The following is a 25,679-nucleotide window of genomic DNA, read 5'->3' on the forward strand; positions in this document are numbered from 1 at the left end:
CGGCCCGCACCGACCCTCACGTGGTGCGATGCACGACTGAACGGGGAGGGCAGTGCTTTGTAGGTGTACTGCCACCGGCCTTCGGGGGATCTCATGGAGCTTCAGGCAACGCAGCACGGCGCCGTGCTGCGGTTCCAGGTGCTCGGACCCGTCCAGGCATGGCGTGGCGACCAGGCTCTGGCCCTCGGATCGCCGCAGCAGCAGGCGGTCCTGACGGCCCTGCTGCTGAACCAGGGCCGCCCGGTCACCACGCAGGAACTGGTCGACGGCCTGTGGGGCGATCGCCCGCCGCCGCAGGCCGTTGCCGCCCTGCGCACGTACGTCTCGCGACTGCGGTCGGTGATCGAACCCAACCGCGAGGTGCGGGCGCCCGCGGAACTGTTGGTCTCGGTTCGCGACGGCTACGTTCTACGCGTGTCAGCGGACGCGCTGGACCTGGCACTCTTCGACGCGAGGTTCGCCGAGGCCAACCAGGCCCGGCAGGCCGGCGAGGCCGAGCGGGCCCACCAACTCCTCGTCTCCGCACTCGCGCTCTGGAGCGGCCAGCCGCTGGCCGGCATTCCCGGTCCGTACGCCGACTCCCAGCGCCTGCGGCTGACCGAGCGTCGGGTGACGGCCTGGGAGGAGCGGTTCGCCGCGGCGCTCGACATCGGCCTGCACGCGAACGTGGCGTCCGAGTTGCACTCGCTCGCGACCGAGCACCCGCTGCGCGAGCGCCTGCGCGAACTCCTGATGCTGGCGCTCTACCAGTGCGGGCGACAGGCCGAGGCGCTCAGCGTGTACGCGGCCACCCGCAAGCTGCTGATCGACGAACTCGGCGTGGAGCCGGGGATCAGCCTGGCCGCCATGCACTCCCGGATCCTCTCCGCCGACCCGACGCTGATGTACGCACCGCCGGAGCCGCAGGCCCAGGCACCCGACACCACGCACAGCGCCCCGACCGCCCCTCCCGCCCAGCTTCCCGCCGACGTCTCGGACTTCAGCGGCCGCGAGGCGCTGGTCACCGAGTTGCGCGGCACCCTGCGCAGCGCCTCCGGCCAGGCCGTGGTCGTCACCTCGCTGGCCGGAATCGGCGGCGTGGGCAAGACCACGCTCGCCGTCCATGTCGCGCACGGTGTCCGGCACGAGTTCCCGGACGGCCAGCTGTACGTGGACCTGCGCGGGGCGGGGGCGACGCCGGCCGACCCGGCCGTGGTCCTCGGCGACTTCCTCTTCGCGCTCGGTGTGGCCGAGGCCCCCGAGCCCTTCGAGCAGCGCGTCGCCCTCTACCGCTCGCTGCTGGCCGACCGCCGGATGCTGATCCTGCTCGACAACGCGCACGACGTCACCCAGATCGCGCCGCTGATCCCCGGGGTGGCCGGCTGCGCGGTCATGGCCACGAGCCGCTCCCGGCTGGCCGGACTGCCCGGCGCCCATCTCGTGGACGTCGAGGAGCTGACCCCGCAGGAGGCGCTGGAGCTCTTCGCCGCGATCGTCGGACGCCAGCGGATCGACGCCGAACCCGAGGCCGCCCTCGCCGTGGTCACGGCCTGCGGCTTCCTGCCGCTGGCCGTCCGGATCGCGGCCGCCCGGTTGGCCAGCCGGCCCCGCTGGAGCGTCTCCGACCTGGCGCACCGGTTAGCGGACCAGCGCCGGCGGCTGGACGAACTCCAGCTGGGCAACCTGGCCGTCGAGACCACGCTCGGGCTCGGCTACGGCCAGCTCCAGCCCGACGAGGCCCGGGCGTTCCGCATGCTCGCGCTGGTCGACAGCCCCGACCTTCCGCTGGCCGCGGTGGCCGCCCTGCTCGGTACGACCGAGGACCGGGCGGAGGACCTGGCGGAGGCACTGGTCGAGGCCAACATGCTGGAGTGCTTCACGCCAGGGCGCTACCGCTACCACGACCTGCTCCGGCTCTTCGCGCAGAAGCAGGCCGAGAAGACGAAGTCCCAGGAGGAAGAACAGGCCGGCCTGCTGCGCCTCCTGGACCTGCTGCTCGCCACCCTGCGCAACGCCGCGCAGACCCTGGAGCCCGACGACCTGCTGGCCGAGGCACTGCACCACCCCGAGCAGGCGGGTATCAGGTTCGAGTCCACGGCGACGGCCCGTGGCTGGCTCCGCGCCGAGTTCGCGCTCCTCCTCGCGACCATGGAGAGGGTCGTCGAGGACTCGTCCGAACTGATGCGCCGGGCCGTCGACGTGCTCATCATCCTGAGGTCGCTCGTGGAGGAGCGGATCCACGGGGAGCGGATCCGTCGCATCCTGGACATCGCCGCCCGCAGCGCGGCGTCCCGGGCCGACGAGGGTGCGCTGGCCCGGATCCGCTTCGCGCTGGGGGTGCTCGGCTACATGGCCGGCGACTTCCCCGACTCGGAGAACTCGCTGCGGGAGTGCCTGGACCTGCTGAGCCCCACCGAGACGCCGATCCTGCGATCGACTGCGGCCAGCCTCCTGGGCACCGTGCTGAGCACCACCAACCGACCCGCCCAGGCCCTGCCGTTCTTCGAACAGGCCCGCGAGCTGCTCGCGAGCCTGGAGGCCAAGAGCAGCGAGGCCCGGGTCCTCGGCAACATCGCGCGCGCCCACCTCGCCCTGGGCCAGCGCGAACGGGCCGTCGGCTCCGCAGAATCGGCCCTGGTCACGGCACGCCTGTCGAACAACGCCTACTGCCTGACCGACACGCTCTACCAACTGGGCGTCGTCCTCGGCACGGCCGGTTCACCGGCTCAGGCCGCCACCCACCTGCGCGAGGCGTACCAGCGCTATCAGGAGCAGCAGCAGCGCTTCTGGGAGGGGCTCTCACTCGCCCGGCTGGCCGGTTGCCTGTTGACGGACGGACAGGTGTCCGAGGCCGCGACCGCGGCGGCGGAGGCCCTGACCATCGCCGAGGAGGTGGACAACGCGTACTGCCAGGGCCTGGCGAACGCCGCCCTCGGCGAGGCGCTGCTGCGCCAGGAGCGGCCCGAGCGCGGGCTGACCCACCTGCGCAACGCACTGAGCATCTTCACCCGGCTCGGTGTGCCCGAGGCCCTGCCCGTGCAGAGCCTGATCGACGATCAGCACACCGAGCCCCCGGCTACCCCTGCGCCGTGACCACCGGGGCCCCCGTGACCCCCGTCATCCCCGGTCCCCCGTCTGGGAAGTGCAACCCCCGATTCCCCCCCCGCTCCTGCTCCCCCCGGAGCAGTGGTGACCCCCGCAGCCCCCCGGCTGCGGGAGCACCTCTCTGCGCTTCCCCGGCGCTGAGATGACTCTGGCACCGGGCGATTGACGTTCAATAAACGCCGGCAAAACTCACCCACCCCCTCGCGCCACGCGGCGTGCGGGGCGCGGTCTCACCACCCCCGTCCGCCTCAGTGTGCTTCCGTCTCCTGCTGGGTATTCGCCCTGACAGGCATGAGTTGGCTGGAAACGGACTCCATACCGCAGTGATCACGCATATTCTCAGAGGCCAGGTGGCACGTGCGGCGGGCGAGCGGCACGGGCGCGCGGTTCGGGCAGGGCGGACGGGGAACGCGGGGAGCGGAAGGCCACGACTGTAGCGGCGGTCGGTGCCACGGTGGAAAGGTGCCTCTCAATCGTGACGACGGGACAGATAGCGGACCCTGCCCAGGGCGGGCCGGCCGACCCGCGTGCCCTGGGGTGGCGCAGCGCCGAACGTGCCCTGCAGGCGGTGGCCTTCGACGCGATCGGCGCCCGGTACGGCGAGGCGTTTCCCGCGAAGGCCGGTCAACTCGCGGCCGGGCGGCGATTGTTGGCCGAGCTCCCGGCCGGGTCGCCGGTGCTCGACATCGGCTGCGGGATCGGTGATCCGACCACCTGGCAGCTGGCCGCCGGCGGCCTGGACGTCACCGCGATCGACCTCTCCGACGGGATGCTGACGCTGGCCCGCGGGCACCTTCCGCACACCGCCCGGTACCACCGGATGGACATGTACGACCTCGCCACCGAGCGCGCCGAGCAGGCCTGGGGCCTGCCGCGGCTCGGGCCGGCCGGGGCCGGCAGCTTCGCCGCCGTGACCGCGTTCTTCTCACTGATCCTGCTGCCGCAGGACGAGATCCCGTTGATGTTGGACCGGATCCGGACACTGTTGCGGCCGGGCGGCCTGCTGGTGCTCGGCATGGTTGAGGCGGATCTCGACCACTATCCGCTGGAGTTCCTCGGCCAGGAGATCCGGATCACCGGCTACCTGCGCGAGGAGCTGGCCCAGCTGCTGCACCAGGCCGGCTTCACCGTGGAGGCGTGCAGCGACCGCCCGTACGCCCCCGCCTGCACCGCACTCCCCCCGGAGGAGCAGCTCTTCCTGCACTGTCGTCGTACCGTCTGACCCGTTCCCCCAGCCGTGGCCGTACCAGCCGTACCCGAGTCCGACCCGCCGTCACCCTCGACCAGTAAGAACGGGCAGCCGTGCGCGACCACCTCTCCCCCCAGGCCGGCCAGCCGCCCGCCGTCCCGGCCCAGCGCCGCCCGCCCACCACGCCCGGAGCTCCGGCGCCGCCGTTGAACCTGCGGGTCCGGCAGGCGCTCAACGAGCGGCTGGAGTACCTCAACTGCGCCACCCGGCTGATCAACAGCTCCCTGGATCCGGTCGGCACGGTCCGCAGTCTGGTCAAGGTGCTGGTCCCGGTCCTGGCCGACGCCGCCCTGGTCCACCTGCGCGAGCCGATCCCGGTCGGCGAACGCGAGCGCACCCGCCCGCCGTCCGCGCTGCGGCTGCACCGCGCCGAGGGGACCAAGCTGGGCCGCCGCCGCGAGACGGTCACCGCGCAGCCCGGCGGCGCGCTGGCCGAGGCGCTGCTCCAGCAGTCGCTGGTCGGGCCGCTGGTGCTGGGCGGCCGCGGCAGTGAACGGCTCCAGCCGCTCTTCACCGAGCTGTACGGCGCCCGCGCGCTGGCCCGGCTGGCCCGCGGCACGGCGCTGCTGGCCCTGCCGCTGCACGGACGCGGGGCCGTGCTCGGACTGCTGGTGCTGATCCGGCGCCCACGCGCCGGCGACGGCAAGCCGGCCCGCTTCGACAGCGCCGACACCCACACCGCCGCCCACCTCGCCACCCTGGCCGGCCTGGCGGTGGACACCGCGCTGCGCTACACCCGCGAGTCGGAGATCGCCGACCAGCTGCAGCGCAGCATGCTGCCCGCGCACCTGCCGCAGCCGCACGGCGTGCGCCTCGCCCACCGCTACCTGCCCGGCGAGAGCGACGCCCAGGTCGGCGGCGACTGGTACGACGCCATCCCGCTGCCGGGCAACCGGGTCGCCCTGATCGTCGGCGACGTGATGGGCCACTCGCTGACCTCGGCAGCCGTGATGGGACAGCTGCGGACCAGCGCGCAGACCCTGGCCGCCCTCGACCTGCCCCCGCACGAGGTGCTCTACCACCTGGACGAACAGGCCCAGCGGCTGGGCCGCGAACAGCACCTGGCCACCTGCGTCTACGCGGTCTACGACCCGATCGCCAACCGGATCGTGGTCGCCAACGCCGGCCACATGCCGCCCGCCCTGATCCATCCGGACGGCCGGGCCGAACTGCTCGACCTCCCGGCCGGGGCGCCGATCGGCGTCGGAGGGGTCGACTTCTCCTCGGTGGAGCTGCCCGCGCTGCCCGGCTCCGCCCTGCTGCTGTTCACGGACGGCCTGGTGGAGACCCGTCGGCGCCCGATCAGCAGCGGCCTGGAACTGCTGCGCGCCCGGCTCTCCACCGCCCACCACCACTCCCCCGAGCAGCTCTGCCAGGAGGCGCTGAAGATCCTGCCGCCCGGCGACCGCGGCGACGACATCGCCCTGCTGGCCGCCTCCTTCGACGGCATCCCGGCCGAGGACGTCGCCTACTGGTACCTCCAGCCCAAGCACGAGACGCCCGGCCGGGCGCGTCGGCTGGCCGGGCACGCGCTGCGCCGGTGGGGCTTGGAGGAACTCGCCGACAACACCGAACTGATGGTCAGCGAACTGGTCACCAACGCCATCCAGCACGCCACCCGCCCGGTCACCCTGCGGCTGGTGCGGACCTCGCTGCTGCGCTGCGAGGTAGGCGACGACAGCCCGCAGCTGCCGCGCCGCCGCCCGGCCGGGCCGCAGGACGAGCGGGGCCGCGGCCTGCACCTGGTGGCCAAGTTCGCCGAGCGCTGGGGTGCCACCCGGCTCGGCGGCGGCAAGGTCGTCTGGTTCGAACAGCGACTGCCCACCTGAGGCCGGTACGTCAGCGCGGCAGCTTGCGCCAGAGCGGGCGCGGGATCAGCCGCATCGCTGTGGCCAGTGCGCCCATCCGGCGCGGCACCCACACCACGCTCGCGCTGCCCGCCAGCGCCGTCGCGACCGCCGCGCCGACGGCCGCCGCGGTGGTGGCCGCCGGGGCGGGCGCCATGCCGGCCGTCATCCGGCCGATCACGAACCCCGGCCGGACCAGCAGCAGTCGCACCCCGCTGCCGTGCAGCGAGTCCGCCAGCCCACGGGCGAACGCGTCCAGGCCCGCCTTGGTCGCGCCGTAGACGAAGTTGGCCTTGCGCGGACGCACCGCCGCGACCGAGGAGAGCACCACGATCATGCCCCGGCGCTGGGCCCGCAGGTGCTGCGCCACCGCCAGCAGGGTCGTCACATGGCCGGTCAGGTTGGTCTGGACGAGCAGGCCGGCCCGCAGCGGGTCCCGGTCCAGCAGCTCCTGGTCGGTCAGCACCCCGGCGGCCGAGATCACCAGGTCGACCGGTCCGTCCGCGAAGACCTCGTCGACGAACCGCTGATGGGTCTCCAGCGCGGTGGCGTCGTAGTACGCGGTCCGCACCCGGAACGGCAGGCTCTCGCCGCACTGCGCCATCCGCTGCAGGTCGCGCCCGGCCAGGATCACCTCGGAGCCGGGCGGCGGGTCGAGCTTGAGCAGGATCTCGCGGCCGATCTCGCTGCCCCCGCCCAGCAGCAGGACGCGGCCGGGCCGCCGGATTCGCTCGTTCATCGGCACAGTCCCAGTCTCCGTCCGAGGTCGGATCGCATCGTATCGGCGGGGTCGAGCAGGGCTCGGGCGGCGCGCCAGTCGTCCAGCGGGCCGTACATCGCGTCGAACGCGCCGCGGCCGAGCCGGGCGTCCTTGGCCAGGTAGACCCGGCCGCCGGCGTTCGCCACCTTGCGGTCCAGCCCGTGCAGCAGCTCGGCCAGCCGGGGGCCGCCCGGCGGCATGTCGACCGCCAGCGACCAGCCGGGCAGCGGGAAGGAGAGCGGGCCGCCACGGGAGGGGCCGAAGCGCTTCAGGGTGCCCAGGAAGGGCGCCGCCCCGACGCGTTGCAGGGACTCCAGCACGTCGGTGACCACGTGCCGGGCCCGCAGCGGGACGGCGAACTGGTACTGCAGGAAGCCGCGCGGGCCCAGCGCCAGGTTCCACCGGTCCACCGCGTCCAGCCGGTGGAAGAACTCCGGGAAGCCCTGGAGGGCGTGCCGCTCGCGCGGCGCCCGGCGGTACCAGAGCTCGTTGAAGGCCCGGGCGGTGACCGGGTTGAAGACGCCCAGCGGCATCCGCGGGGCCGACCGGGGGCGGGCCGGGCCGTAGCGCAGGCCGTCCGGTTCGGCGCCGGGGTCCGGCGCCGCGAGGTGGTCGCCGAGGTCGACGATGCCGCGGCCGAGTGAGCGGCCGGTGGCGGTGGTGTCGATCCAGGCGACCGCGTAGCGGCTGGTCGCCCCCTCCAGCTCGGCCATCAGCGCGTCGAGGTCCGGCGCCCGGCGGACGGTCACCCGCAGCAGCGAGCTGCGGATCCGGATCAGCCGCAGGGTGACCGCGAGGATGACGCCGGTCAGGCCCATGCCACCGACCGTGGCGCGGAACGCGGGGCCGTCCCGGTCCGCCGTCAGCGTCCGCAACTCACCGTCTCCACAGAGCAGTTCGATGCTCTCCAGCCAGTGGAACAGTGAGCCGTCGGCGCGCTGGTTCTTGCCGTGCACGTCGGCCGCCACCGCCCCGCCGACCGTCAGGCGCCGGGTGCCCGGCAGGACCGGTGGCAGCAGGCCGTGCGGGACGACGCGCTCCAGCAACTCGGCGAAGGTGGTCGAGCCGGAGACCCGCACCCGCGCGGCGGCCACGTCCAGGTCGATCCGCGCGGGCACCACGGGCGTCAGCACCAGCCCGCCCGCGTTCTGCGCGGCGTCGCCGTAGCTGCACCCCGCGCCGCGCGCGAGCACTCCGCGCTCCGGCCGTTCGGCGATCAACTCCCGTAGCCTGTCCGGCTCCAGCGGACCGAGGACCTGGGAGTGACTGCCCGTGGTGCGACCCCAGCCCTGCAGCAGCCGGTTCGTCGCCGCGGCCCGAAGTACCGTCCCCATCAGCGCATCCCCACCACGAAGAGTGCCAGCCACAGCAGTTCACAGCAGAGCATCGGCCCGTCCCGGGTGATCAGGTCCTCGACCCGGGTCATGGTGGCCCGCGCGGTGAGCCAGTCGAACCGGGCCAGCGCCGCGGCCAGCGGGACCGCCGTGACCAGGTGCCAACCTACCGCCCAGGGCGAGCCGTTGAGCAGCGCCCAGCCGAGGTAGGCACCGACCATGGCGGCGCTGACGAAGCGCTGGGCGAACCGCAGCCCCACCGGCGTGTACCCGCGCAGGCAGGGCCGGTGCCCGGCCGCGGTCGTGCCCAGGCCCGCGAGTTCGGTGTACCGCTTGGCGATCGCCACCAGCAGCGCGCCCAGGCTGCAGACCAGCACGAACCAGCCGGACGGCGCCACCCGGGCGGCCGCCGCGCCACCGAGCGCCCGCAGCACGAACCCGGATGCCACCACGGTCAGTTCGAGCACCGGGATGTGCTTGAGAGTGGAGGAGTAGAGGAACGAGACGGCCAGGTACGCGGTGACCGTCACGGCCAGCCCCGGACTGCCGATGGCCAGCGCGCCGCTCACCGCCAGCAGCACGAAGCCCGCCGCCAGGACGAGCGCGTGGCCCACCGCGAGTTGGCCGGCCGCGATCGGCCGGGTCCGCTTGCGCGGGTGGTGGCGGTCGCGCTCGACGTCGGCCACGTCGTTGACGAAGTACACCGCGCACGACGCCGCCGTGAACACCCCGAACGCGACCAGCGTGTAGCCCAGTCCGTCCGTCCGGCCGCGCTCGGCGGCGGCCACCGGGGCGGCGAACACCAGCAGGTTCTTGGGCCACTGGCGGGGCCGGGAGGTGCGCAGCACCGCCAGTGGCCAGCCGAACCGCAGCGGCCGGGCGACGCCCTGGACCGGATCGGCGAGATCCACCGCCGGCAGGACCGGGGGTTGCGCGGTCATCGGGCGTACACCGCGGTGAAGTCGCGGCTGGTCGGCTCGAAGTAGCGGTCGGCCGGGCGCTCCTGGTCGGAGAGCAGCTTGACCGGCGTCGGGCTCTGCGGGTCCGAACCCGGCTGGTAGTAGTTGAACGACATCCAGGCGGGGTTGATGTCCAGCTGCATCGCCTCCACGCAGCCGGCCTGCTGGAGCAGGTTCGCCAGCGTGCGGACCGACAGCGCCGGACCGTAGGCGAAGACCAGCCGGCCGTCCGGCGTGACGCCGATGCCCGAGCGCCAGACGAAGTACGCGCCACCGATGGTCAGGCCCCAGCCGCTCTCGATGTGGCTGTCGACGTCGTCCGGGACGGCGGACTGGTCGACGATGAGCCGCAGGTTCTGCCGCACGCCCACCACGTCCGGGGTCATGTTCACCCCGTCGTCCCAGGTGCCGACCGTGGCGTGGCCGTCCTTGTAGTAGACCAGCGAGGCCGCGCCGGAGGTGAGCGTGCCGTGCGTGACGCCGTTGAGGAAGAAGCCGCCGCGGGCCTCGTTCACGTTGACCTTGAAGCCGCCGTTGAAGCTGGCCAGCAGGCCGGTGCGCTCCCCCTCCGGGATGTTCGGCGGCACTCCCCAGTTGTCCGAGCCGGGGTCGTCGGTGCCGGGGTGGAGCTGGAACCGGACCAGCCGCGGGTCCATCGAGACCACGCCGGCCAGGTAGGAGGTGTGTTCGGCGTCCGGGCGCAGCTCGGCGGCCTGCACGGCCGGGGTGCCGCGGACGCTGCTGAGCACCCGCCAGGCGCCCTCGTCCGGCAGCGGGTCGCCACCGGCCGGTGAGACGAGCGGCTTGAGGACGATCGGGGCCAGTGCCGGGGCCGGCCCGTGGTTGGCCGGGTCCGTCACCGGGGCCGCCGGCGGCAGCTTGATGGCGGCGGGCGTGCCGCCCACCTTCGGCGGGTCCATCTTGTACTGGGCCGTCTCCAGCATCGTGACGGCCGGGCCCAGATGGTGTTCACGCCCCCACTCGGCCAGCCGGGCGGCCGTGCTGTCGTTGCCCGGTGCCAGCAGCGCGCCGCCCACCGACCAGCTGAGCCAGGCCAGGAAGGCGGCGAAGACGGCCAGCACGACCCGCACCGTCGGTCTGGCGAAGAGCCGGCGCAGCCGGCCGGGCGGACGCCGCACGGGTTGCGGGCCCCCGGCCTCGACGTGCTGGTCGGTTTCGGGTCTGGTCGACGGTGCCACGCCACTCTCTCCCTCCCGCGGCACCCAGGTGCGCGCGAGATGCTGCGATGTCGGACGCACCCGCAGGGGAGCCGGCCGCACGATCGGCCGCACGACCGGCCGTGGCGGACGGCACGGCGAACGACGGCTCCCGGGAATCCGGAAGCCCTCGTGCACCCGTGTCGGGGAGTCCGCGAACTGTCTGACCTGCTCAGCGTCACGCCGATCCGCGAGGTCGGCCACGCAGCGCGGGGGCGGCGGCGCCCCGGAAGGCGGCCTCCGGCGGGCTGACGGGACGTCGGCTGCGACTGTCCGTCAGAGGTCAAACGGGTTCTGCGGGAGAGGAGTTGGCCGATCATCAGCTGGTAGTACGGCAGTTCGCCAACGGTCCGCCAGCGCACCGGGCGGGGTTACTCCGTCGGGCGGACGCCGCGCCGACGGCCCGGTACTACGAGCTGACGATCCGTACGGGAAGCTCGGCCAGCACCTCGCGCAGCGAGTCGGCGAAGCGGTCGTACTCCGCGCTGCGGGCCGATCCGGGCCGGGTGGCCAGGCCGATCCGGCGGCCGGGGGCGGGGTCGGCGAAGTGCACGGCGGCCAGCCGGTCGGTGCGGCCCGCCTCGACCTCCAGGGCCGTGGCAGGCAGCAGGGTGACGCCCAGGCCGCCGGCCACCAGCTGGACGAGGGTGGACAGGCCGGCCGCCCTGGTGGTGCTGCCGCCGGCCTCGGCGCCGACCTCGCGGCAGAGGTCGAGCGCCTGGTCGCGCAGGCAGTGTCCCTCCTCCAGCAGCAGGACGTCCAGGTCCAGCAGAACGTCCCGGGGCACGCCGACGCGGCCCGCCAGCTCGTGTTCGGGCGGCGTGACCAGCACGAAGTCCTCGTCGAAGAGCGGGATGTCGCGGGTCGGCGACCCGCCCCCGGCCGGCAGCGCCAGCAGCAGCAGGTCGAGCCGCCCGGCCGCCAGGCCCTCCAGGAGCGAGGGGGTGCGCTCCTCGTGGACGTGCAGTTCGAGGTCCGGGTAGCTGTCCCGGACCAGCCGCAGCACCGCGGGCAGCAGGTAGGGCGCGACGGTGGGGATCACCCCGAGGTGCAGCGGGCCGGTGAACGGCCGGCGGGCGGCCTCGACCTCGCCGGTGAGGTCCTGGAGCGAGGCAAGCACCCGGCGCGCGTGGACGGCGACGCGCTCCCCCAGGGAGGTGATGATGACCTTCCGGGTCGTACGCTCGACCAGCTGAGCGCCGAGCGTCTCCTCCAGCGCGGCCACCGCGCCGGAGAGCGCCGGCTGGCTGGTTCCGATCGCCGAGGCGGCGTCGCGGAAGTGCCGGTGCTCGGCGACGGCGACGAAAGCGCGCAGCTGGGCGACGGTGGGCGTGCGGGCGGCGCGGGCCGAACCGCCCGCTGTGGTGCTCGCCACACCAGCTTCGGGTTTGCGGGCGCGATCCGCGCGTGGCCTGGGGTGCTGAGTACTGATAACTCTCTCCGATCAGATGTCACGAGTCTAGCTATTTCACTGATCAGTGCGCGCTGTGTCACTGTGGATCACGTCGGGATTCCGCCGAACCATAGGCAATTCGGACATTCCTCCCTCACATCCAAGCTCAGGAGAAGCGAACGTGCTCACGATCGGTGACAAGTTCCCCGAGTTCGACCTCAAGGCCTGCGTTGACCTCGACGCCGCGAGCGCCTTCGCCGACATCAACCACAAGTCCTACGAGGGCAAGTGGAAGATCGTCTTCTTCTGGCCGATGGACTTCACCTTCGTCTGCCCGACCGAGATCGCCGCGTTCGGCAAGCTGAACGAGGAGTTCGCGGACCGCGACGCGCAGATCCTGGGCATCTCCGGCGACTCCGAGTTCGTCCACCACGCCTGGCGCAAGGACCACGCCGACCTGCGTGACCTGCCCTTCCCGATGCTGGCCGACATCAAGCACGAGCTGATGCGGGCCTGTGGCGTCGAGGCCGAGGACGGCACCGCCCAGCGCGCCGTCTTCATCGTGGACCCGAACAACGAGATCCAGTTCACCATGGTGACCGCGGGCTCCGTCGGCCGGAACCCGAAGGAGGTCCTGCGGGTGCTGGACGCCCTGCAGACCGACGAGCTGTGCCCGTGCAACTGGACCAAGGGCGAGGCCACCCTGGACGCCGGCGCCCTGCTGGCCGGCTGATCCGATGGCTCTCGACGAACTGAAGTCGGCGCTGCCGGACTACGCCAAGGACCTCAAGCTCAACCTGAGCGCGGTCATCGGCAACTCCGAGCTGCCGGCCCAGCAGCTCTGGGGCACCGTGCTCTCCTGCGCGATGGCCACCGGCAGCAAGGCCGTGCTGGCCGAGCTGGAGCCGCAGGCCAAGGAGATCCTCTCCGAGCAGGCGTACACCGCCGCCAAGGCCGCCGCCGCGGTGATGGCGATGAACAACGTCTACTACCGCACCATGCACCTGCTCTCCGACGAGGAGTACAGCAGCATGCGGACGGGTCTGCGGATGAACATCATCGGCAACCCGGGCGTGGAGAAGGTCGACTTCGAGCTCTGGTCGTTCGCGGTCTCCGCGATCAACGGCTGCGGCCGCTGCCTCGACTCGCACGAGGGCGTGCTGCGCAAGGCCGGCGTGGAGCGCGAGGTCATCCAGACCGCCGTGCGGATCGCCGCGGTGCTGCAGGCCGTGGCGTCCGTCCTGGACGCCGAGGCCGCACTGGCCTGAGCCGGCTTCAGCGTCTTCAGCCTCTGAGAGGGCCCCGCTCCACCGAGCGGGGCCCTCTCAGCACGTTCAGACCCGCCACCGCCTCGGCACCGAAGACCAGGGCAGCGCGCGGCGCGGTGCTGAGCCGCAGCATCTCGTAGAGCACGTCCGCGAACGGCTGGACGGTCAGCGCCTGCGCGACGGCGGCGGCCTCGGCGCGGTCGCCCTGGGCGGTGGTCCGGGCCAGGTCGCGCAACATCGACCGGCAGCGCACGTACGCCTGGGCCCGGCCGCGTTCCAGCACCGGGCGGTCCAGGCCGAAGATCAGGATGGTCTCGTGCCCCTTGGGCGTGCGCGCCCGGTAGGCGCCGGTGGAGAGCACCAGGTTCAGGTGGTCGGCCGGCTCGTCGGTGGTGGGGTCGATCAGCAGCGCCAGGCCGTGCCGGTCGGTCGGGTAGCGGTCGCGCTTCTGGTTGCTGTTGCAGAAGGCGCAGGCCCACAGGTGGTTGAGCCAGTCGAAGGCGCGCATCGGGGCCAGCGCGATCGGCTGGAAGTGGTCGATGCTGGTGCCCTCGCTGTCCCCGCAGTACATGCAGCGCGAGAGCCCGGCCGCCATCGCGACCAGGTGGGCGCTCAGGTCCCGGCGGACGGTGCGGCTGTCGCGCCACAGCTCGCGGGCCCCGCCGCCGCGGTCGGCCAGCCGCTCGGTGCGGGCGACCAGCCGGGCTGACAGGTCCTCGGGTAACGGTCCCCGCTGGAGCGGGATCACGCCCGTCTCCCCAGCCGGGCCGCGACCTCGTCGACCCGGGCCGAGAGCGAGCTCATCAGGCGCTCGCTCAGCTCCTGGTACTCCACCAGCTCGTCGTCGGTGGAGTCGCCGGCCAGCACCCGGCCCTCGATGTCGCCGAGCCGGCGACGGGCGTCCTCGGCCCGGTCCGAGTAGGGCGTCTCCAGGCCGAAGAGTTCGGAGAGCACCGCGTCGTCCCCGCTGCCGTAGACGATCCGGCGGTAGAGCTCCTCGCTGACCGGCTGCGGCGGGAAGTCCTCGTCCACGCCCGCTATCCGGATCAGCCCGCCGGGGTCGGCGGCCTGGCAGATGTACGGGCTGTGGGTGGAGACGATGAACTGCACCAGCGGGAAGTGCGCCTTGAGCCACGGGCCGATCCGCTGCTGCCAGCTGACGTGCAGGTGGGCGTCGATCTCGTCGATCAGCACGATGCCGGGGAGCGCGACGGCTCCGGCCTCGTCCAGCGGGAGGACGCCGTAGGAGGACTGGAACTGCCGGACCAGGTCGAGCACGAGGGCGGCGACGGTGCGGTAGCCGTCGCTCATCTCCCGGAGGGGGAAGTCGGGCCCGTCGACTCTGCGGACCCAGAGACCGTCGGAGTCGACCTTGGAGACGGCGTACCCGTCGGGCAGCAGGCCGTCCGAGAGCAGCGCGGTCACCACGTCCAGCGCCTGCTGGGCGCCGGGGCGGCCTTCGAGCCGGCGGACGTGCTGGTCGACCAGCCAGGAGACGCCCTCGGCGAGCGAGGCCTCCTCGTGGAAGAGCGTGGCGAGCCGGCCGACCGGGCCGGCCGAGAGCATCAGCCGCTGGGTCTCGCCGGCGCCGCCGAGCAGCCGGCGAAACGGGCCGTAGCCGGCGAAGAACCAGCCGCGCGGGTTCTCCGCCCAGGCGCCGCGCTCGGGGTTGGGCGAGCCGAAGGAGGTCAGCTCGGGGCGCGGTCCGCCCGGCGGCAGGGTCCAGCGCAGGCCGAGCCGCAGGTCGTACTTGGGGGCCTTGCCGCTGCCGGCCAGCCGGTCCACCGCCCAGTCCGGACGGACGAAGGCCTGCACCCAGCCGGTGTTCTCGCCCGCCGTGATCCATCCGGAGAAGTCGCTGACCAGGCTGCGGGCCACCGAGGGCCCGCCCAGCGCCAGCGCCAGCGCGCGCAGCAGCGTCGTCTTGCCCGCGCCGTTGCGCCCGGCCAGCACCGTCCAGCCCGCCTGCGGCAACTCCAGCTGGCGCACCTCGCGCGCCGGCGTGAAACCCCGGATGCCCGAGATGCCCAGCCTCGTCACATACATGACCCCATGTTAGGAGTCAGCGGGCTCCGTTGGGGAGGTGTCGTGCGGGGCCGCCGCTTCCTGGGCCGCCTCCAGGGCCTCGAAGACCTCGTGGCCCGCGGCGGTGCGCTGGCGCAGGTAGCCGACCACGGTGTTGGTGACGGCGATCAGCGGAACCGCCACGATCGCGCCGCCGATCCCGCCGATGATCGAGCCCGACGCCACCCCGAGCACCACGCCCAGCGGGTGCACCCGGACCGCGCGGCCCAGGATCAGCGGCTGGAGCAGGTGCCCCTCCAACTGCTGGACGGCGATCAGCACCACCAGCACCAGGCCGGCCGTGGTGACGTCCTTGGTGACCAGCGCGATCAGCACCGCCAGGGTGCCGGTGACCAGCGCACCGACCAGCGGGACGAACGCCCCCAGGAAGATGATCACCGCCAGCGGCAGCGCCAGCGGCACGCCCAGCACCTGGATCCCGATGCCGATGCAGAGCGCGTCGACGAAGGCCACGAAGACGGTGCCGCGCACGTACGCGGTCAGCGTGGCCCAGGCCTTCGGCCCGGCCCCGGCCATCGCGTACCGGGACTGCTGCGGCAGCCCGCGCAGCACCCAGCTCCAGATCTGCGCGCCGTCGTAGAGCAGGAAGAAGGTGGTGAAGGCCGCCAGCAGCACGCCGGTCAGCACCTCGATCGCGATGCTGACACCGGTGAACCCGAGCGAGGTGATCTGCTGGGTGTTGGTCCCGATCGCGTCCTGTATCTGGTGGGTGAACTGGGTGATCTGGGCCTGCGTCACGTGCATCGGGCCGTTGATCATCCACTCCCGCAGCTTGCCGATGCCCTGCTGGGCCCGGTGCGAGACGTCGTCCAGGTTGCTGGTCACCTGCCAGACCACGAACCAGCCGACCAGGCCAATGCCGGCCAGACCGCTGAGGAAGGTGCCGGCCGCGGCCAGCGAGCGCGGCACGCCGTGCCGGCGCAGCCAGGAGACGGTGGGCTCCAGCAACGCGGAGATCAGCAGGCCGGCCAGGATCGCGAAGGCGACCAGCCGCAGCATGTCGACCACCGAGAAGATCACGTAGAGCGCGGCGCCGAGCAGCAGCAGCCGCCAGGTGGACTCGGCGGCGACCCGCAGTCCCCAGGGCACCGCCTCGGCGGGCGTGGCCGGCCGGCCCAGGTGCTGCGCGCGGCCGTACGGGACGTACGTGTGCGGTGCGGCGGCGCGCGGGGCCGGGATCCGCTCCGGGACGGCGCTCTCCTGTGCGGCCGCCTCGGCGGCGGCCCGCCGGCGCTGTTCCAGACCGGCGGCCGCGCGCGTCGCCACCGACGTTCCCCAGGCCATCGCTCTGAGCGCCTTGGGGCGTCGTTGCCCTCCCCGTGCCATCTGCGGTCCGTCCTCCCGGTCGCGCGGTGGCCGATCCGTCCGACGGCACCACGGTTCTCAGGCATGACGCTACCCGGGCGCGGGCCCGGTCATGGCACGGGGTGGGAAAACACCGGACGCCCCCGACCACGGGGGTCGGGGGCGTCCGGGGTGAAGCTCTAGTACCAGCTGTGGGCCTGCCAGAAGGACCACGCGCCGCACGGGCTGCCGTAGCGGTCGTTCATGTAACCGAGACCCCACTTGATCTGGGTCGCCGGGTTGGTGCGCCAGTCCGAGCCGACCGAGGCCATCTTGGAACCGGGCAGCGCCTGGACCAGTCCGTACGCGCCGGACGGGTTCATCGCCGTGTAATCCCAACCGCTCTCGCGCTTCACGATGTTGCTGAAGCACTGGAACTGGGTGCTGTCGCCCACTATCCCGGCCGCGATCGCCTGAACCGAACCGGGGCTGTACGAGGACGCGTCCGGTGCGGAGTCGTTCGAGGCGGCGAGCTGGGACGTGGCCTTGGCACGGTTGGCGGCGGCAGCGGCGTCGGCGGCGGCCTTGTCCGCAGCGGCCTTGGCGGCAGCGGCGGCGGCCTTGTCCGCGTCGGCCTTGGCCTGCGCGTCGGCGGCGGCCTTCAGCCGGGCGGCCTCCTCGGCCGCCTTCTGGGCGGCCGCGTCTGCCGAGACCTGCTGTGCCGTGGCCTGACGGACGAAGCTGTCACTGATGGCCTGCGCCTGGGTTGCTGAGGGGACGTCGGAGAACAACGTCGAGCCTGCGACCTCGGTCGCCTGCGCGGTCGTCGCCTCGCTGCCCGAGGCCACACCCACGACGGCACCGACTGCGGTGACGGCGGTGGCGGAGGCCACAGCAACTCCCCGGACCGAGATCCGAGTCACATGGTTTCCTTCCAGCGTCGCCCACGCGTGACCGTGAAGGCGCAACATGCCCCTGGTCACGGGCCTCCACCGGTGCTGGTCACGGGAGGCGCTGGCCCGGCGCTCGCACCGTGAGAAACCGGTGCGGACGTGGAGTTCGGGCGGCGTACGGTCCTTCGCTTTTCAGTTGTCGCCCAACAGGTGGGCCGTACGCGGGGCCTGACAGAACCCTCACCATGCCGCAAGGGGACGCGGGTGCGCAATTCCCGGTTGCGTGGCGAAGCTCACATCCTTCGGCGGCACAAGATTTGGCCGGTCGGTGGACAGCAGGCGGTCGGATGTGATGACGATCCGCCCGGCGCCGGGAGAATTCCGGCTGCCGGGCGGATCGTTCGTGCTCGCAGGCCTACGGCTGGATGTCCTCCAGCATCTCGGTCACCAGCGCCGCGATCGGCGAACGCTCGGAGCGGGTCAAGGTGATGTGCGCGAAGAGCGGATGCCCCTTCAGCTTCTCCACCACCGCGACCACTCCGTCGTAACGCCCCACCCGGAGGTTGTCCCGCTGGGCCACGTCGTGGGTGAGCACCACCCGCGAGCCCGAGCCGATCCGGGAGAGCACGGTGAGCAGCACGTTGCGCTCCAGCGACTGCGCCTCGTCCACGATCACGAAGGCGTCGTGCAGCGAACGCCCGCGGATGTGGGTGAGCGGCAGCACCTCCAGCATCCCGCGGGAGATCACCTCCTCGATCACGGCCGGCGTGGTGACCGCCGACAGCGTGTCGAAGACCGCCTGGGCCCAGGGGCTCATCTTCTCGTGCTCGGAGCCCGGCAGGTAGCCCAGCTCCTGGCCCCCCACCGCGTAGAGCGGGCGGAAGACCATCACCTTGCGGTGCTGCTGACGCTCCAGCACGGCCTCCAGACCCGCACAGAGCGCGAGCGCGGACTTGCCCGTGCCGGCCCGGCCGCCGAGCGAGACGATGCCGACGTCCGGATCGAGCAGCAGGTCGAGGGCGACCCGCTGCTCGGCGCTGCGGCCGCGCAGCCCGAACGCCTCGCGATCGCCGCGCACCAGCCGGACCCGGCCGTCACCGGCCACCCGGCCGAGCGCCCGGCCACGCTCCGAGGTGAGCACCAGGCCGGTGTGCACCGGGAGCTCCTCGGCGCCGTCGATCTCCACCGCGGCGTCGTGCGGGGCGCCGAAGAGTTCGTCCACCTGGTCGCCGGAAACCGGCAGTTCGGACATTCCGGTCCACCCGGAGGTGATCGCCAGCTCGGCCCGGTACTCCTCGGCGAGCAGACCGACCGCGCTGGCCTTGATCCGCATCGGCAGGTCCTTGGAGACGACGGTGACGTCGTACCCCTCGGCCTGCAGGTTGCGGGCGACCGCGAGGATCCGGGTGTCCGCCTCGCCTCCACCGAGCCGGTAACCGGCCGGCAGCACCGAGGTGTCCGAGTGGTTCAGCTCCACCCGGATCGAGCCGCCGGTCTCCCCGACCGGAATCGGCTCGTCGAGTCGGCCGTAGCGGACCCGGTAGTCGTCGAGCAGGCGCAGGGCCTGGCGGGCGAAGTAGCCCAGTTCGGGATGGTGCCGTTTGGCTTCCAACTCGGTGACCACGACCACCGGGAGCACAACCTCGTGCTCCTCGAACCGGGTCATGGCGAGCGGGTCCGCGAGGAGCACGCTGGTGTCGAGCACGTACGTGCGCCGGTCTGGTGTCCGGCGGCTCTTGGAACTGACCACTAGGCCTCCAGGGCGGGCGACCCTGCGTCACCCGCGGCTCACCGGCCCCCGCGACCCCGATGGTCAGGATGCCGGTCTGGCATGTGTATTCCCTGACGGGGCATGGTGCATGCCCGCGAAAGCGAACTCGCGGATCACTGCGGATGAACGTTTGCCTCAAGCGGCCAGTGGGGTAGGAGGGACCAACGGTCCGACGGAACGTCAGCCTCCGAATCGGCGGTTGCGCTCCCCGTAGTCGCGCAGCGCGCGGAGGAAGTCGACCTTGCGGAAGGCCGGCCAGTGCGCCTCGCAGAAGTAGAACTCGCTGTGCGCGCTCTGCCAGAGCAGGAAGCCGGAGAGCCGCTGCTCACCCGAGGTGCGGATCACCAGGTCGGGGTCGGGCTGGCCCTTGGTGTAGAGGTGCTCGGCGATGTGCTCGACGTCCAGGATCTCGGCCAGCTCCTCGATCGAGGTGCCGCGCTCGGCGTGCTCCTGGAGCAGCGAGCGGACGGCGTCGGCGATCTCGTGCCGCCCGCCGTAGCCGACCGCGACGTTGACCGTGATGCCTTCGAGGTGCTCGGTCGCCTGGGCGGCGTTCTTGAGGATCTCGGCGGTCTGCTGCGGCAGCAGGTCCAGGGCGCCGACCGGACGGACCTTCCAGCGCTTCGCCTCGGCGAGCCCGGTCACCGCGTCCTCGATGATCCGCAGCAGCGGGATCAGCTGCTCAGGTGGACGGGAGAGGTTGTCGGTGGAGAGCATCCAGAGGGTGACGACCTCGACCTTGGTCTCGTCGCACCAGCCGAGGAACTCGGTGATCTTGTCGGCGCCGCGCCGGTGCCCGTAGGCCGGGGAGTTGCCACCCGCCTTGGCCCAGCGGCGGTTGCCGTCCAGGATCACGCCGATGTGGTGGGGGGTGCGGGCCAGGTGTGCCTCGACCCGCTGGCCGTACAGGTTGTACATGCCGCCCAGCAGGGTACGCAGCCCCGGCGTGCGGTCGACGACGTCGCGCAGACCCATGACGTTCAGCCCCTCCGAGCTCGTACCCCCTGAACCCAGGCTCCCACTGCGAAGGTCCGGAGGCAGCCTACTCCCGCGCCCTGGCAAGGAGGAAAGCCGCAGGTGGGATGCGTTTTCGCGGGACCGACTACCGACGGTGGGCATGTGGTGACGGTCACAGTCGGACCGGACACGGTGAGGTCTCCGAATCCTTAAGGGAGGCGTAAGACGGCGAACCGGTCCTTGACGCATGCCAATGGTCTAGTCCAGCTTGTTCGCAAGCGGTTGAGCACTCAACCGCTTGGCCTCACAGCTGTCTTGCGCTGTTCCCTCCCCCACACGAGCCGCCGCGCCCCCCACCGCGGCGGCTCTCCCCTCCTCCCCACAGGAGAGTTCGTCATGGCCCGTTCGGTTTCCCCCACCCACCGTCGCCGCCGAGGCGCCCTGCCCGCCGTCACGGCCGGCGCCACCGCCCTCGCCCTGGCCGGCACCGGGCTGGCGCTCTTCGCCGGCGGCGCCAGCGCCGCGGTCGGCAACCTGGTGGCCAACGGCGGCTTCGAGACCGGCACGCTGGCCGGCTGGACCTGCACCTCGAGCGCGAGCGCCGTCAGCACGCCGGTGCACAGCGGCTCGTACGCGCTGCAGGCCACGCCGAGCAGCTCGGACAGCGCCCAGTGCAGCCAGACCATCTCGGTGCAGCCGAGCTCCAGCTACACGCTGAGCAGCTGGGTGCAGGGGCCGTACGTCTACCTGGGCGCCAGCGGCACCGGCGGGACGGACCCGAGCACCTGGTCGAGCCAGACCTCCTGGAACCAGCTGAGCACCAGCTTCACCACGGGCGCGAGCACCACCAGCGTGACCCTGTACCTGCACGGCTGGTACGGCCAGGGGGCCTACCAGGCCGACGATGTGACGCTGACCGGTCCGGCCGGCGCCGGCCAGCCGACGCCGCCGCCCACCACCGCGCCGCCGACCACGGCGCCCCCGACGACGGCGCCCCCGACGACGGCGCCCCGACCACCGCGCCGCCCACGACGGCACCGCCGACCACGGCCCCCCCGACCACCGCGCCGCCGACCACGGCGCCGCCCACCACCGCTCCGCCGACCACCCCGCCGCCGTCCTCGGGCAGCCTGCCCAAGCACGTGCTGACCGGCTACTGGCAGGACTTCGACAACGGCGCGACCGACCAGAAGCTCGCCGCGGTCCAGAACGCCTACGACATCATCGCGGTCTCGTTCGCCAATGCCGACCCGGCCAAGGCCGGCGGCATCACCTTCGCCCTCGACCCGGCGCTCTCCACCGCCCTCGGCGGCTACACCGACGCACAGTTCCGCGCCGACATCGCTGCCAAGCACGCGGCCGGCAAGAAGGTCGTCCTCTCCATCGGCGGCCAGAACGGCGCGATCACGGTCGGCGACGCCACCTCGGCGGCCAACTTCGCGAACAGCGCCTACGCGCTGATCCAGAGCTACGGGTTCGACGGCGTCGACATCGACCTGGAGAACGGCATCACCCCGACCTACATGGCCCAGGGCCTGCACAGCCTGGCGAGCAAGGTCGGCAGCGGCTTCATCCTCACCATGGCCCCGCAGACGCTGGACATGTACACCACCGGCAGCGGCTACTTCCAGCTCGCGCTGAGCGTCAAGGACATCCTGACCGTCGTCAACACCCAGTTCTACAACTCCGGCGGGATGCCCGGCTGCGACGGCAAGGTCTACAACCAGGGCACCGAGGACTTCATCACCAGCCAGGTCTGCACCCACATCCAGGGCGGCCTCGACCCGTCCCAGGTCGGCATCGGCGTCCCGGCCTCCAGCCAGGCGGCGGGCGGCGGCTACGTCAACTCCACCGTCGTGAACAACGCGTTGGACTGCCTGGCCACCGGCACCAACTGCGGCACCTTCGTCCCGCCGGCCAAGTGGCCGACCATCCGCGGCGCGATGGCCTGGTCCACCAACTGGGACGCCAAGAACGGCAACGACTTCTCCACCAACGTGGGCGCCCACGCCCACGCCATGCCGTAACTCTCCGGCGCTGTCGGCCTCTTGAGGGGAAGGCAGACGCGCAACCGGACGGGCCCGCCGCACCGCGCAGGTGCGGCGGGCCCGTTCGTTGACGCGTTCAGGCGAGGGCGGCGACCAGCAGGGCGAAGGCGGCGACGATGACGGCGACGCGGACATAGTGGAAGCGGTCCCAGCGGCCCTGCTGCTGCTTCCAGTCGGCGGGCCGGTTGTCGGCGGTCCAGGTCTTGCTCAGGTTGTCGATCGGGACGAGCAGCAGGACCGACATGACCACACTGAGGATCAGCAGCGCGCCGGCGGTGACGACGAGCCCGGCGTGGGCGTGGTGCCACCCGGCGATCGCCCAGGCCGCGGCGAGGACGAGCGAGCCGATGTACCAGACCGGCATCACGGCGATGTCGAGCAGCACGGCGATGCGCTCAGCGGCATTGAAGGCTAGTGCCGCGTCAGGCAACCTTCGCCCCGTCGCGACGCCCGGCACGCACTCTCGCCGCACCGGCCGAAAGCCCAAGTACGTCCAGTACGAGGACTTCCGGCCGGCACGCCGATAGCACGCACCAGGGGGCACCTCCCGGCCGAAGGCTGGGGGAGCCGCTCCTTGACGGGCAAAGGTTGCCTGACGCGGCACTAGGCAGTGGACGTACTGCCGCACGACGGGTCGATGGAGGACCTGGAGGAGCCGTCCACGGCAGCGTTCTGGCTCGGCCACTGGGCGCCGGGGGCCTTCCCCGTCCTGATCTGACACCAGGCCAGGAGGCGGGGCCCGTCACACCGGGCAGGTGTGGCGGGCCCCGCCCTTTCGCGCTACTTCCAGGTGATGCCCTTGCCCAGCGTGAAGGGGTCGCCCCAGTACTCGGCCGACGCGACCTTCACCGCGGCCGACGGCGCCAGCGAGACCGCGCAGCCCTGGGCGGTCTGGCCGTTGGTGAAGCCGCTCGGCAGCGAGTCGTTCGGGCACTTGTCGAAGGTGCCGATCATCATCAGGTCCTGCGCCTCGGTGCCGTCCGGCAGCAGCCCCTTCATGTGGTCCACCGTGCTGAAGGAGAGGTCAGTGGTGCCGACGTTCTTCACCGAGTAGTGGATGTAGTAGGGGACCATCCCCTTCACCTGGTCGCCCAGCTTGAGCGCGTCCAGGTCGGACGGAGCACCCATCTGGATCGAGGTGACGGTCAGTGCGATCGTCCCGCTGGTGCTGCCGTAGGTGAACGGGATCTGGGCCGCCTGGCCGACCTTGAAGCTCTGTCCGGCCTTGGCGACCGCACCGCCACCGCCGCCGGCCGGCGCCGACGCGGGTGCGGAGGCCGGCGCGCTGCTGCCGCTGCTGGGCGTGCTGGTGTCGCCGCCGGAGGAGCCGCCGCCGAAGCCGCCCGAGCTCGCCGAACTCGGCTGGGAGGAGGCGGACTTGGTCGGCGTGGGGTCCGGGGTGTCGGGCCCGCAGGCGGTCAGGGCGAGTGCGCCGATGGCGAGGCCGATGATCGCCTGAGCGGTCTTGGTCGAAGTGGAACTGGTCATGCTTTTTGAGCCCCCGTGATGCCGTGGGTCGCCGAATCGCGACTGTTGCCACCAGAGTTGATAGCGTGACAGGAGAGGTTTCGCCAGTTACGGGACGTGTTCGTGACCGATATCACCTGACGTGACAGCGGTTGTAGGCTCCCGATCCTCCTGGCCCTTGAAGGCCACCATGACCTGGCGCACTTGCGGTGTCCGTAGAGCGCCGCTCCTGGGGCGCTTCAGCTGTTGTCAGGTGGTGCTGCCGATGGAGCCGGTGGCACCCTTCAACATGTCGCTGAGGTCCTTGGTGTCGCCGGCCGGCGGCGCGGTGACGGTGACCGGGGTGGTGCCGTAGTCGGAGTAGTCGGCCGTCACGTCGAGCTGCGTGGTGGCCGTGGACGCCGTGGACTCGTGCATGCGGACCGGGAGGCTCTGGTCGTTGACCCACAGGTCGACGTTCATCGTGGTGAGGCCGAGCTTGGTGGATTGCGAGAGCAGAGACTTGAGCGACGGGTCCTGCGTGGCAGCGAGCTTGGTGATGTCGACCGTGCCGGAGTAGTGCGTCGCCTGGACACCGTCCACGGTCTCCTGGCCCACGCGCTTGATGTCGGGGGAGGAGGTGAACAGCTTCAGCTGCGTCGCCGGGTCGTTGCTGGAGTTGCTGTTCATCTGGTCGGCCATCGCCTGGCCCGAGGCGCCGAGCGCGGAGAGGTCCATCTTCATCCAGTGCTTGCCACCGAGCTTGGCGGCCGCGGCGTCGCCCATGTTCATGTACATGGTGGTGCCGCTCATCAGCATGCGCATCGAGCCGTCGCCGCCGAGCTGCGCGGCGAACTGCGGCATGGTCATCGTCATGTCCACCGCGATCGGCTGCCAGGACATCGCGCCGGAGCCGGTGGTGCTGACATCCTGGCCCCGGGCGTGGATGTTCTCAGACATCTTGATCTTGACCGAGGTGTACCGCGCGGTGGCCTTGGTGCTCTGCGACATGGCGTCAGCCACGGTGACCATCGGCACGGAGACGGCGCTCGCGGCGCCGGAGGCGTTGGAGGTGGTCGTGGAACCGCCACACGCGGCCAGTCCGGCCACGGCCAGGGCTGTGGCGGCAGCGGCGAGAGTACGGATGTGACGCATGGAATCCCCCTGTTTGCGAACTGTCCGGACTCCGACGCTACACCCGTCCCAGGACGGCCAACGGGCCGATCCCCGCTACGGTTTCGGAGCTGGTACCGGCCCGTTACAGCCACGCTCGTGCGCACCTCTGTGGCCTGGCGATGCGTCTGGAGCAAGGCCTCTCGGGCAGGGAACGCCCTTACCTGGCAAGGGACATCAGAACCTGGAACCTACAACCGCGCGGCCAGCACCGCCAACAGGGCGCCCAGCAGCATGCAGGGGCCGAACGGCAGCGGGTCGCGGGCTTTGGCGCGGCGGGTCAGCAGCAGGGCGAGTCCCCACGCCGCGGCCAGCAGGAAGCCCTCGAAGACACCGTTGAGGACGGTGCGCCAGCCGTACCAGGCGAGCAGCGCGCCCAGCACCGGCGCGAGCTTGACGTCGCCCAGGCCCATCGGGCCCAGCAGCGCCAGCGCACCGTAGCCGGCACCGACCAGTACGGCGGCCAGCAGGCAGCGGCTCAGCACGCCGGGGCGGTGGTCGAGCAGCGCCGCGACCGGGAGCAGCACGGCGACGCCCACGGCGAGCGGGAGGGTGAGCGCGTCCGGGAGGCGGTGCACGGCGACGTCGACGAAGGCGAGGACCACGCCGAACAGCGCGACCCAGCCGGCCACCAGCACGAACGGCCAGGACGCCGCCGAACCGACCGCCGCGCCGACCGCCGCCGCGACCAGCTCCACCGTCAGCGGGCGAGGTCCGCGCTGCACGCCGCAGCCCGGGCAGCGCCCGGTCGCCGGTAGCAGGCGGCGCGGGGCCGCGCAGTCGCAGCCCGCCGGCGGCTCACCGAAGGGCACCGTGCTGCGGGTCGCGGCGGCCCGCAGCACGGGTGCCGCGAGCAGTCCCGTGCCGACCCCGGCCAGCAGTCCGATCACGTCTCCCCCTTCACGTCCCCG

The 25,679-nt window shown here is 72.2% G+C and carries 19 protein-coding genes and 2 pseudogenes; 6 read left to right on the top strand and 15 right to left on the bottom strand.

Annotation, left to right across the window (positions count from 1 at the left end; all coding sequences use genetic code 11):
* Positions 1 to 93 precede the first annotated feature (93 nt).
* The 3 genes from BS80_RS16985 (at position 94) to BS80_RS16995 (ending at position 6,162) form a co-directional block, all read left to right on the top strand.
* Positions 94 to 3,072, top strand: a complete 2,979-nt coding sequence (locus BS80_RS16985; protein ID WP_035798313.1) for an AfsR/SARP family transcriptional regulator — start codon at positions 94 to 96, stop codon at positions 3,070 to 3,072.
* Between the two features lie 487 nt (positions 3,073 to 3,559).
* A complete protein-coding gene (locus tag BS80_RS16990; protein WP_456298578.1) occupies positions 3,560 to 4,306 on the top strand; it encodes a class I SAM-dependent methyltransferase in 747 nt (248 codons plus the stop codon).
* A gap of 80 nt (positions 4,307 to 4,386) precedes the next feature.
* Positions 4,387 to 6,162, top strand: a complete 1,776-nt coding sequence (locus BS80_RS16995) for an ATP-binding SpoIIE family protein phosphatase (RefSeq protein WP_051966709.1) — start codon at positions 4,387 to 4,389, stop codon at positions 6,160 to 6,162.
* Positions 6,163 to 6,172: 10 nt separating this feature from the next.
* On the opposite strand, the gene BS80_RS17000 is transcribed toward BS80_RS16995, so the two are convergent.
* The 5 genes from BS80_RS17000 to BS80_RS17020 form a co-directional block, all read right to left on the bottom strand.
* Positions 6,173 to 6,919, bottom strand: coding sequence for an SDR family NAD(P)-dependent oxidoreductase (locus tag BS80_RS17000; RefSeq protein ID WP_035801555.1), 747 nt, complete (start codon positions 6,917 to 6,919; stop codon positions 6,173 to 6,175).
* Positions 6,916 to 8,274: an FAD-binding oxidoreductase gene (locus tag BS80_RS17005; protein ID WP_035798315.1), complete on the bottom strand. Its 1,359-nt coding sequence runs from the start codon at positions 8,272 to 8,274 to the stop codon at positions 6,916 to 6,918. The genes BS80_RS17000 and BS80_RS17005 overlap by 4 nt, the downstream gene beginning before the upstream one ends.
* Entirely contained in the window at positions 8,274 to 9,215 is a 942-nt protein-coding gene (locus BS80_RS37770; protein WP_051966710.1) for a decaprenyl-phosphate phosphoribosyltransferase, read from the bottom strand. Before BS80_RS37770 ends, BS80_RS17005 begins: the two co-directional genes overlap by 1 nt.
* The gene (locus BS80_RS17015; RefSeq protein WP_035798316.1) at positions 9,212 to 10,432 is read right to left on the bottom strand and encodes a phosphodiester glycosidase family protein; all 1,221 of its coding nucleotides are present in this window, start codon (positions 10,430 to 10,432) and stop codon (positions 9,212 to 9,214) included. Before BS80_RS17015 ends, BS80_RS37770 begins: the two co-directional genes overlap by 4 nt.
* Positions 10,433 to 10,859: 427 nt before the next feature.
* On the bottom strand, positions 10,860 to 11,825 hold the full coding sequence (locus BS80_RS17020) for a LysR substrate-binding domain-containing protein (protein ID WP_051966711.1): 966 nt from the start codon (positions 11,823 to 11,825) through the stop codon (positions 10,860 to 10,862).
* Positions 11,826 to 12,024: 199 nt separating this feature from the next.
* Between BS80_RS17020 and BS80_RS17025 the strand changes: the two genes are divergently transcribed.
* Complete coding sequence (locus BS80_RS17025; RefSeq protein WP_035798317.1) at positions 12,025 to 12,576, top strand: peroxiredoxin; 552 nt, start codon at positions 12,025 to 12,027, stop codon at positions 12,574 to 12,576.
* 4 nt (positions 12,577 to 12,580) lie between these two features.
* Positions 12,581 to 13,111, top strand: coding sequence for a carboxymuconolactone decarboxylase family protein (locus tag BS80_RS17030; protein ID WP_035798319.1), 531 nt, complete (start codon positions 12,581 to 12,583; stop codon positions 13,109 to 13,111).
* Positions 13,112 to 13,127: 16 nt separating this feature from the next.
* Here BS80_RS17030 and BS80_RS17035 read toward each other — a convergent pair whose 3' ends face one another.
* The 6 genes from BS80_RS17035 to BS80_RS17060 all read right to left on the bottom strand — a co-directional run bounded on the left by BS80_RS17035 (position 13,128) and on the right by BS80_RS17060 (position 20,119).
* Positions 13,128 to 13,859: an HNH endonuclease family protein gene (locus BS80_RS17035; protein WP_035798320.1), complete on the bottom strand. Its 732-nt coding sequence runs from the start codon at positions 13,857 to 13,859 to the stop codon at positions 13,128 to 13,130.
* Positions 13,856 to 15,157 carry an AAA family ATPase gene (locus tag BS80_RS17040; RefSeq protein ID WP_035798322.1) on the bottom strand — a complete coding sequence of 434 codons (1,302 nt, stop codon included), beginning with the start codon at positions 15,155 to 15,157 and terminating at the stop codon, positions 13,856 to 13,858. The genes BS80_RS17035 and BS80_RS17040 overlap by 4 nt, the downstream gene beginning before the upstream one ends.
* A gap of 9 nt (positions 15,158 to 15,166) precedes the next feature.
* The gene (locus BS80_RS17045) at positions 15,167 to 16,480 is read right to left on the bottom strand and encodes an AI-2E family transporter (RefSeq protein WP_083974822.1); all 1,314 of its coding nucleotides are present in this window, start codon (positions 16,478 to 16,480) and stop codon (positions 15,167 to 15,169) included.
* A 200-nt stretch (positions 16,481 to 16,680) separates the two neighbouring features.
* Positions 16,681 to 17,403 (bottom strand): aggregation-promoting factor C-terminal-like domain-containing protein, encoded by a 723-nt coding sequence (locus tag BS80_RS17050; RefSeq protein WP_035798324.1) that lies wholly within the window; start codon positions 17,401 to 17,403, stop codon positions 16,681 to 16,683.
* Positions 17,404 to 17,788: 385 nt separating this feature from the next.
* Positions 17,789 to 19,123 carry a PhoH family protein gene (locus tag BS80_RS17055; protein ID WP_035798325.1) on the bottom strand — a complete coding sequence of 445 codons (1,335 nt, stop codon included), beginning with the start codon at positions 19,121 to 19,123 and terminating at the stop codon, positions 17,789 to 17,791.
* A gap of 201 nt (positions 19,124 to 19,324) precedes the next feature.
* Positions 19,325 to 20,119 (bottom strand): isoprenyl transferase, encoded by a 795-nt coding sequence (locus tag BS80_RS17060; RefSeq protein ID WP_198045549.1) that lies wholly within the window; start codon positions 20,117 to 20,119, stop codon positions 19,325 to 19,327.
* A gap of 378 nt (positions 20,120 to 20,497) precedes the next feature.
* Here BS80_RS17060 and BS80_RS44265 point away from each other — a divergent pair.
* A pseudogene (locus BS80_RS44265) lies at positions 20,498 to 22,128 on the top strand (chitinase).
* Positions 22,129 to 22,225: 97 nt separating this feature from the next.
* Here the strand turns inward: BS80_RS44265 and BS80_RS17070 are convergent.
* The 4 genes and pseudogenes from BS80_RS17070 to BS80_RS17085 form a co-directional block, all read right to left on the bottom strand.
* Positions 22,226 to 22,519: pseudogene (locus BS80_RS17070) on the bottom strand (anthrone oxygenase family protein); the annotation flags it as partial.
* 410 nt (positions 22,520 to 22,929) lie between these two features.
* Positions 22,930 to 23,637, bottom strand: a complete 708-nt coding sequence (locus BS80_RS17075; RefSeq protein ID WP_051966712.1) for a hypothetical protein — start codon at positions 23,635 to 23,637, stop codon at positions 22,930 to 22,932.
* A gap of 228 nt (positions 23,638 to 23,865) precedes the next feature.
* On the bottom strand, positions 23,866 to 24,750 hold the full coding sequence (locus BS80_RS17080; RefSeq protein WP_051966713.1) for a hypothetical protein: 885 nt from the start codon (positions 24,748 to 24,750) through the stop codon (positions 23,866 to 23,868).
* A gap of 209 nt (positions 24,751 to 24,959) precedes the next feature.
* Positions 24,960 to 25,658: a prepilin peptidase gene (locus BS80_RS17085; protein WP_035798327.1), complete on the bottom strand. Its 699-nt coding sequence runs from the start codon at positions 25,656 to 25,658 to the stop codon at positions 24,960 to 24,962.
* Positions 25,659 to 25,679 lie beyond the last annotated feature (21 nt).

Source organism: Kitasatospora mediocidica KCTC 9733, from assembly GCF_000744225.1.
Taxonomy (GTDB): domain Bacteria; phylum Actinomycetota; class Actinomycetes; order Streptomycetales; family Streptomycetaceae; genus Kitasatospora; species Kitasatospora mediocidica.

Bases quoted from the DNA above. Each gene is read 5' to 3' on its own strand.
- BS80_RS16985 (WP_035798313.1), top strand. From the start codon at position 94: ATGGAGCTTCAGGCAACGCAGCACGGCGCCGTGCTGCGGTTCCAGGTG.
- BS80_RS17000 (WP_035801555.1), bottom strand. From the start codon at position 6,919: ATGAACGAGCGAATCCGGCGGCCCGGCCGCGTCCTGCTGCTGGGCGGG.
- BS80_RS17005 (WP_035798315.1), bottom strand. From the start codon at position 8,274: ATGGGGACGGTACTTCGGGCCGCGGCGACGAACCGGCTGCTGCAGGGC.
- BS80_RS37770 (WP_051966710.1), bottom strand. From the start codon at position 9,215: ATGACCGCGCAACCCCCGGTCCTGCCGGCGGTGGATCTCGCCGATCCG.
- BS80_RS17030 (WP_035798319.1), top strand. From the start codon at position 12,581: ATGGCTCTCGACGAACTGAAGTCGGCGCTGCCGGACTACGCCAAGGAC.
- BS80_RS17040 (WP_035798322.1), bottom strand. From the start codon at position 15,157: ATGTATGTGACGAGGCTGGGCATCTCGGGCATCCGGGGTTTCACGCCG.
- BS80_RS17045 (WP_083974822.1), bottom strand. From the start codon at position 16,480: ATGGCCTGGGGAACGTCGGTGGCGACGCGCGCGGCCGCCGGTCTGGAA.
- BS80_RS17060 (WP_198045549.1), bottom strand. From the start codon at position 20,119: ATGGGTCTGCGCGACGTCGTCGACCGCACGCCGGGGCTGCGTACCCTG.
- BS80_RS17075 (WP_051966712.1), bottom strand. From the start codon at position 23,637: ATGACCAGTTCCACTTCGACCAAGACCGCTCAGGCGATCATCGGCCTC.
- BS80_RS17080 (WP_051966713.1), bottom strand. From the start codon at position 24,750: ATGCGTCACATCCGTACTCTCGCCGCTGCCGCCACAGCCCTGGCCGTG.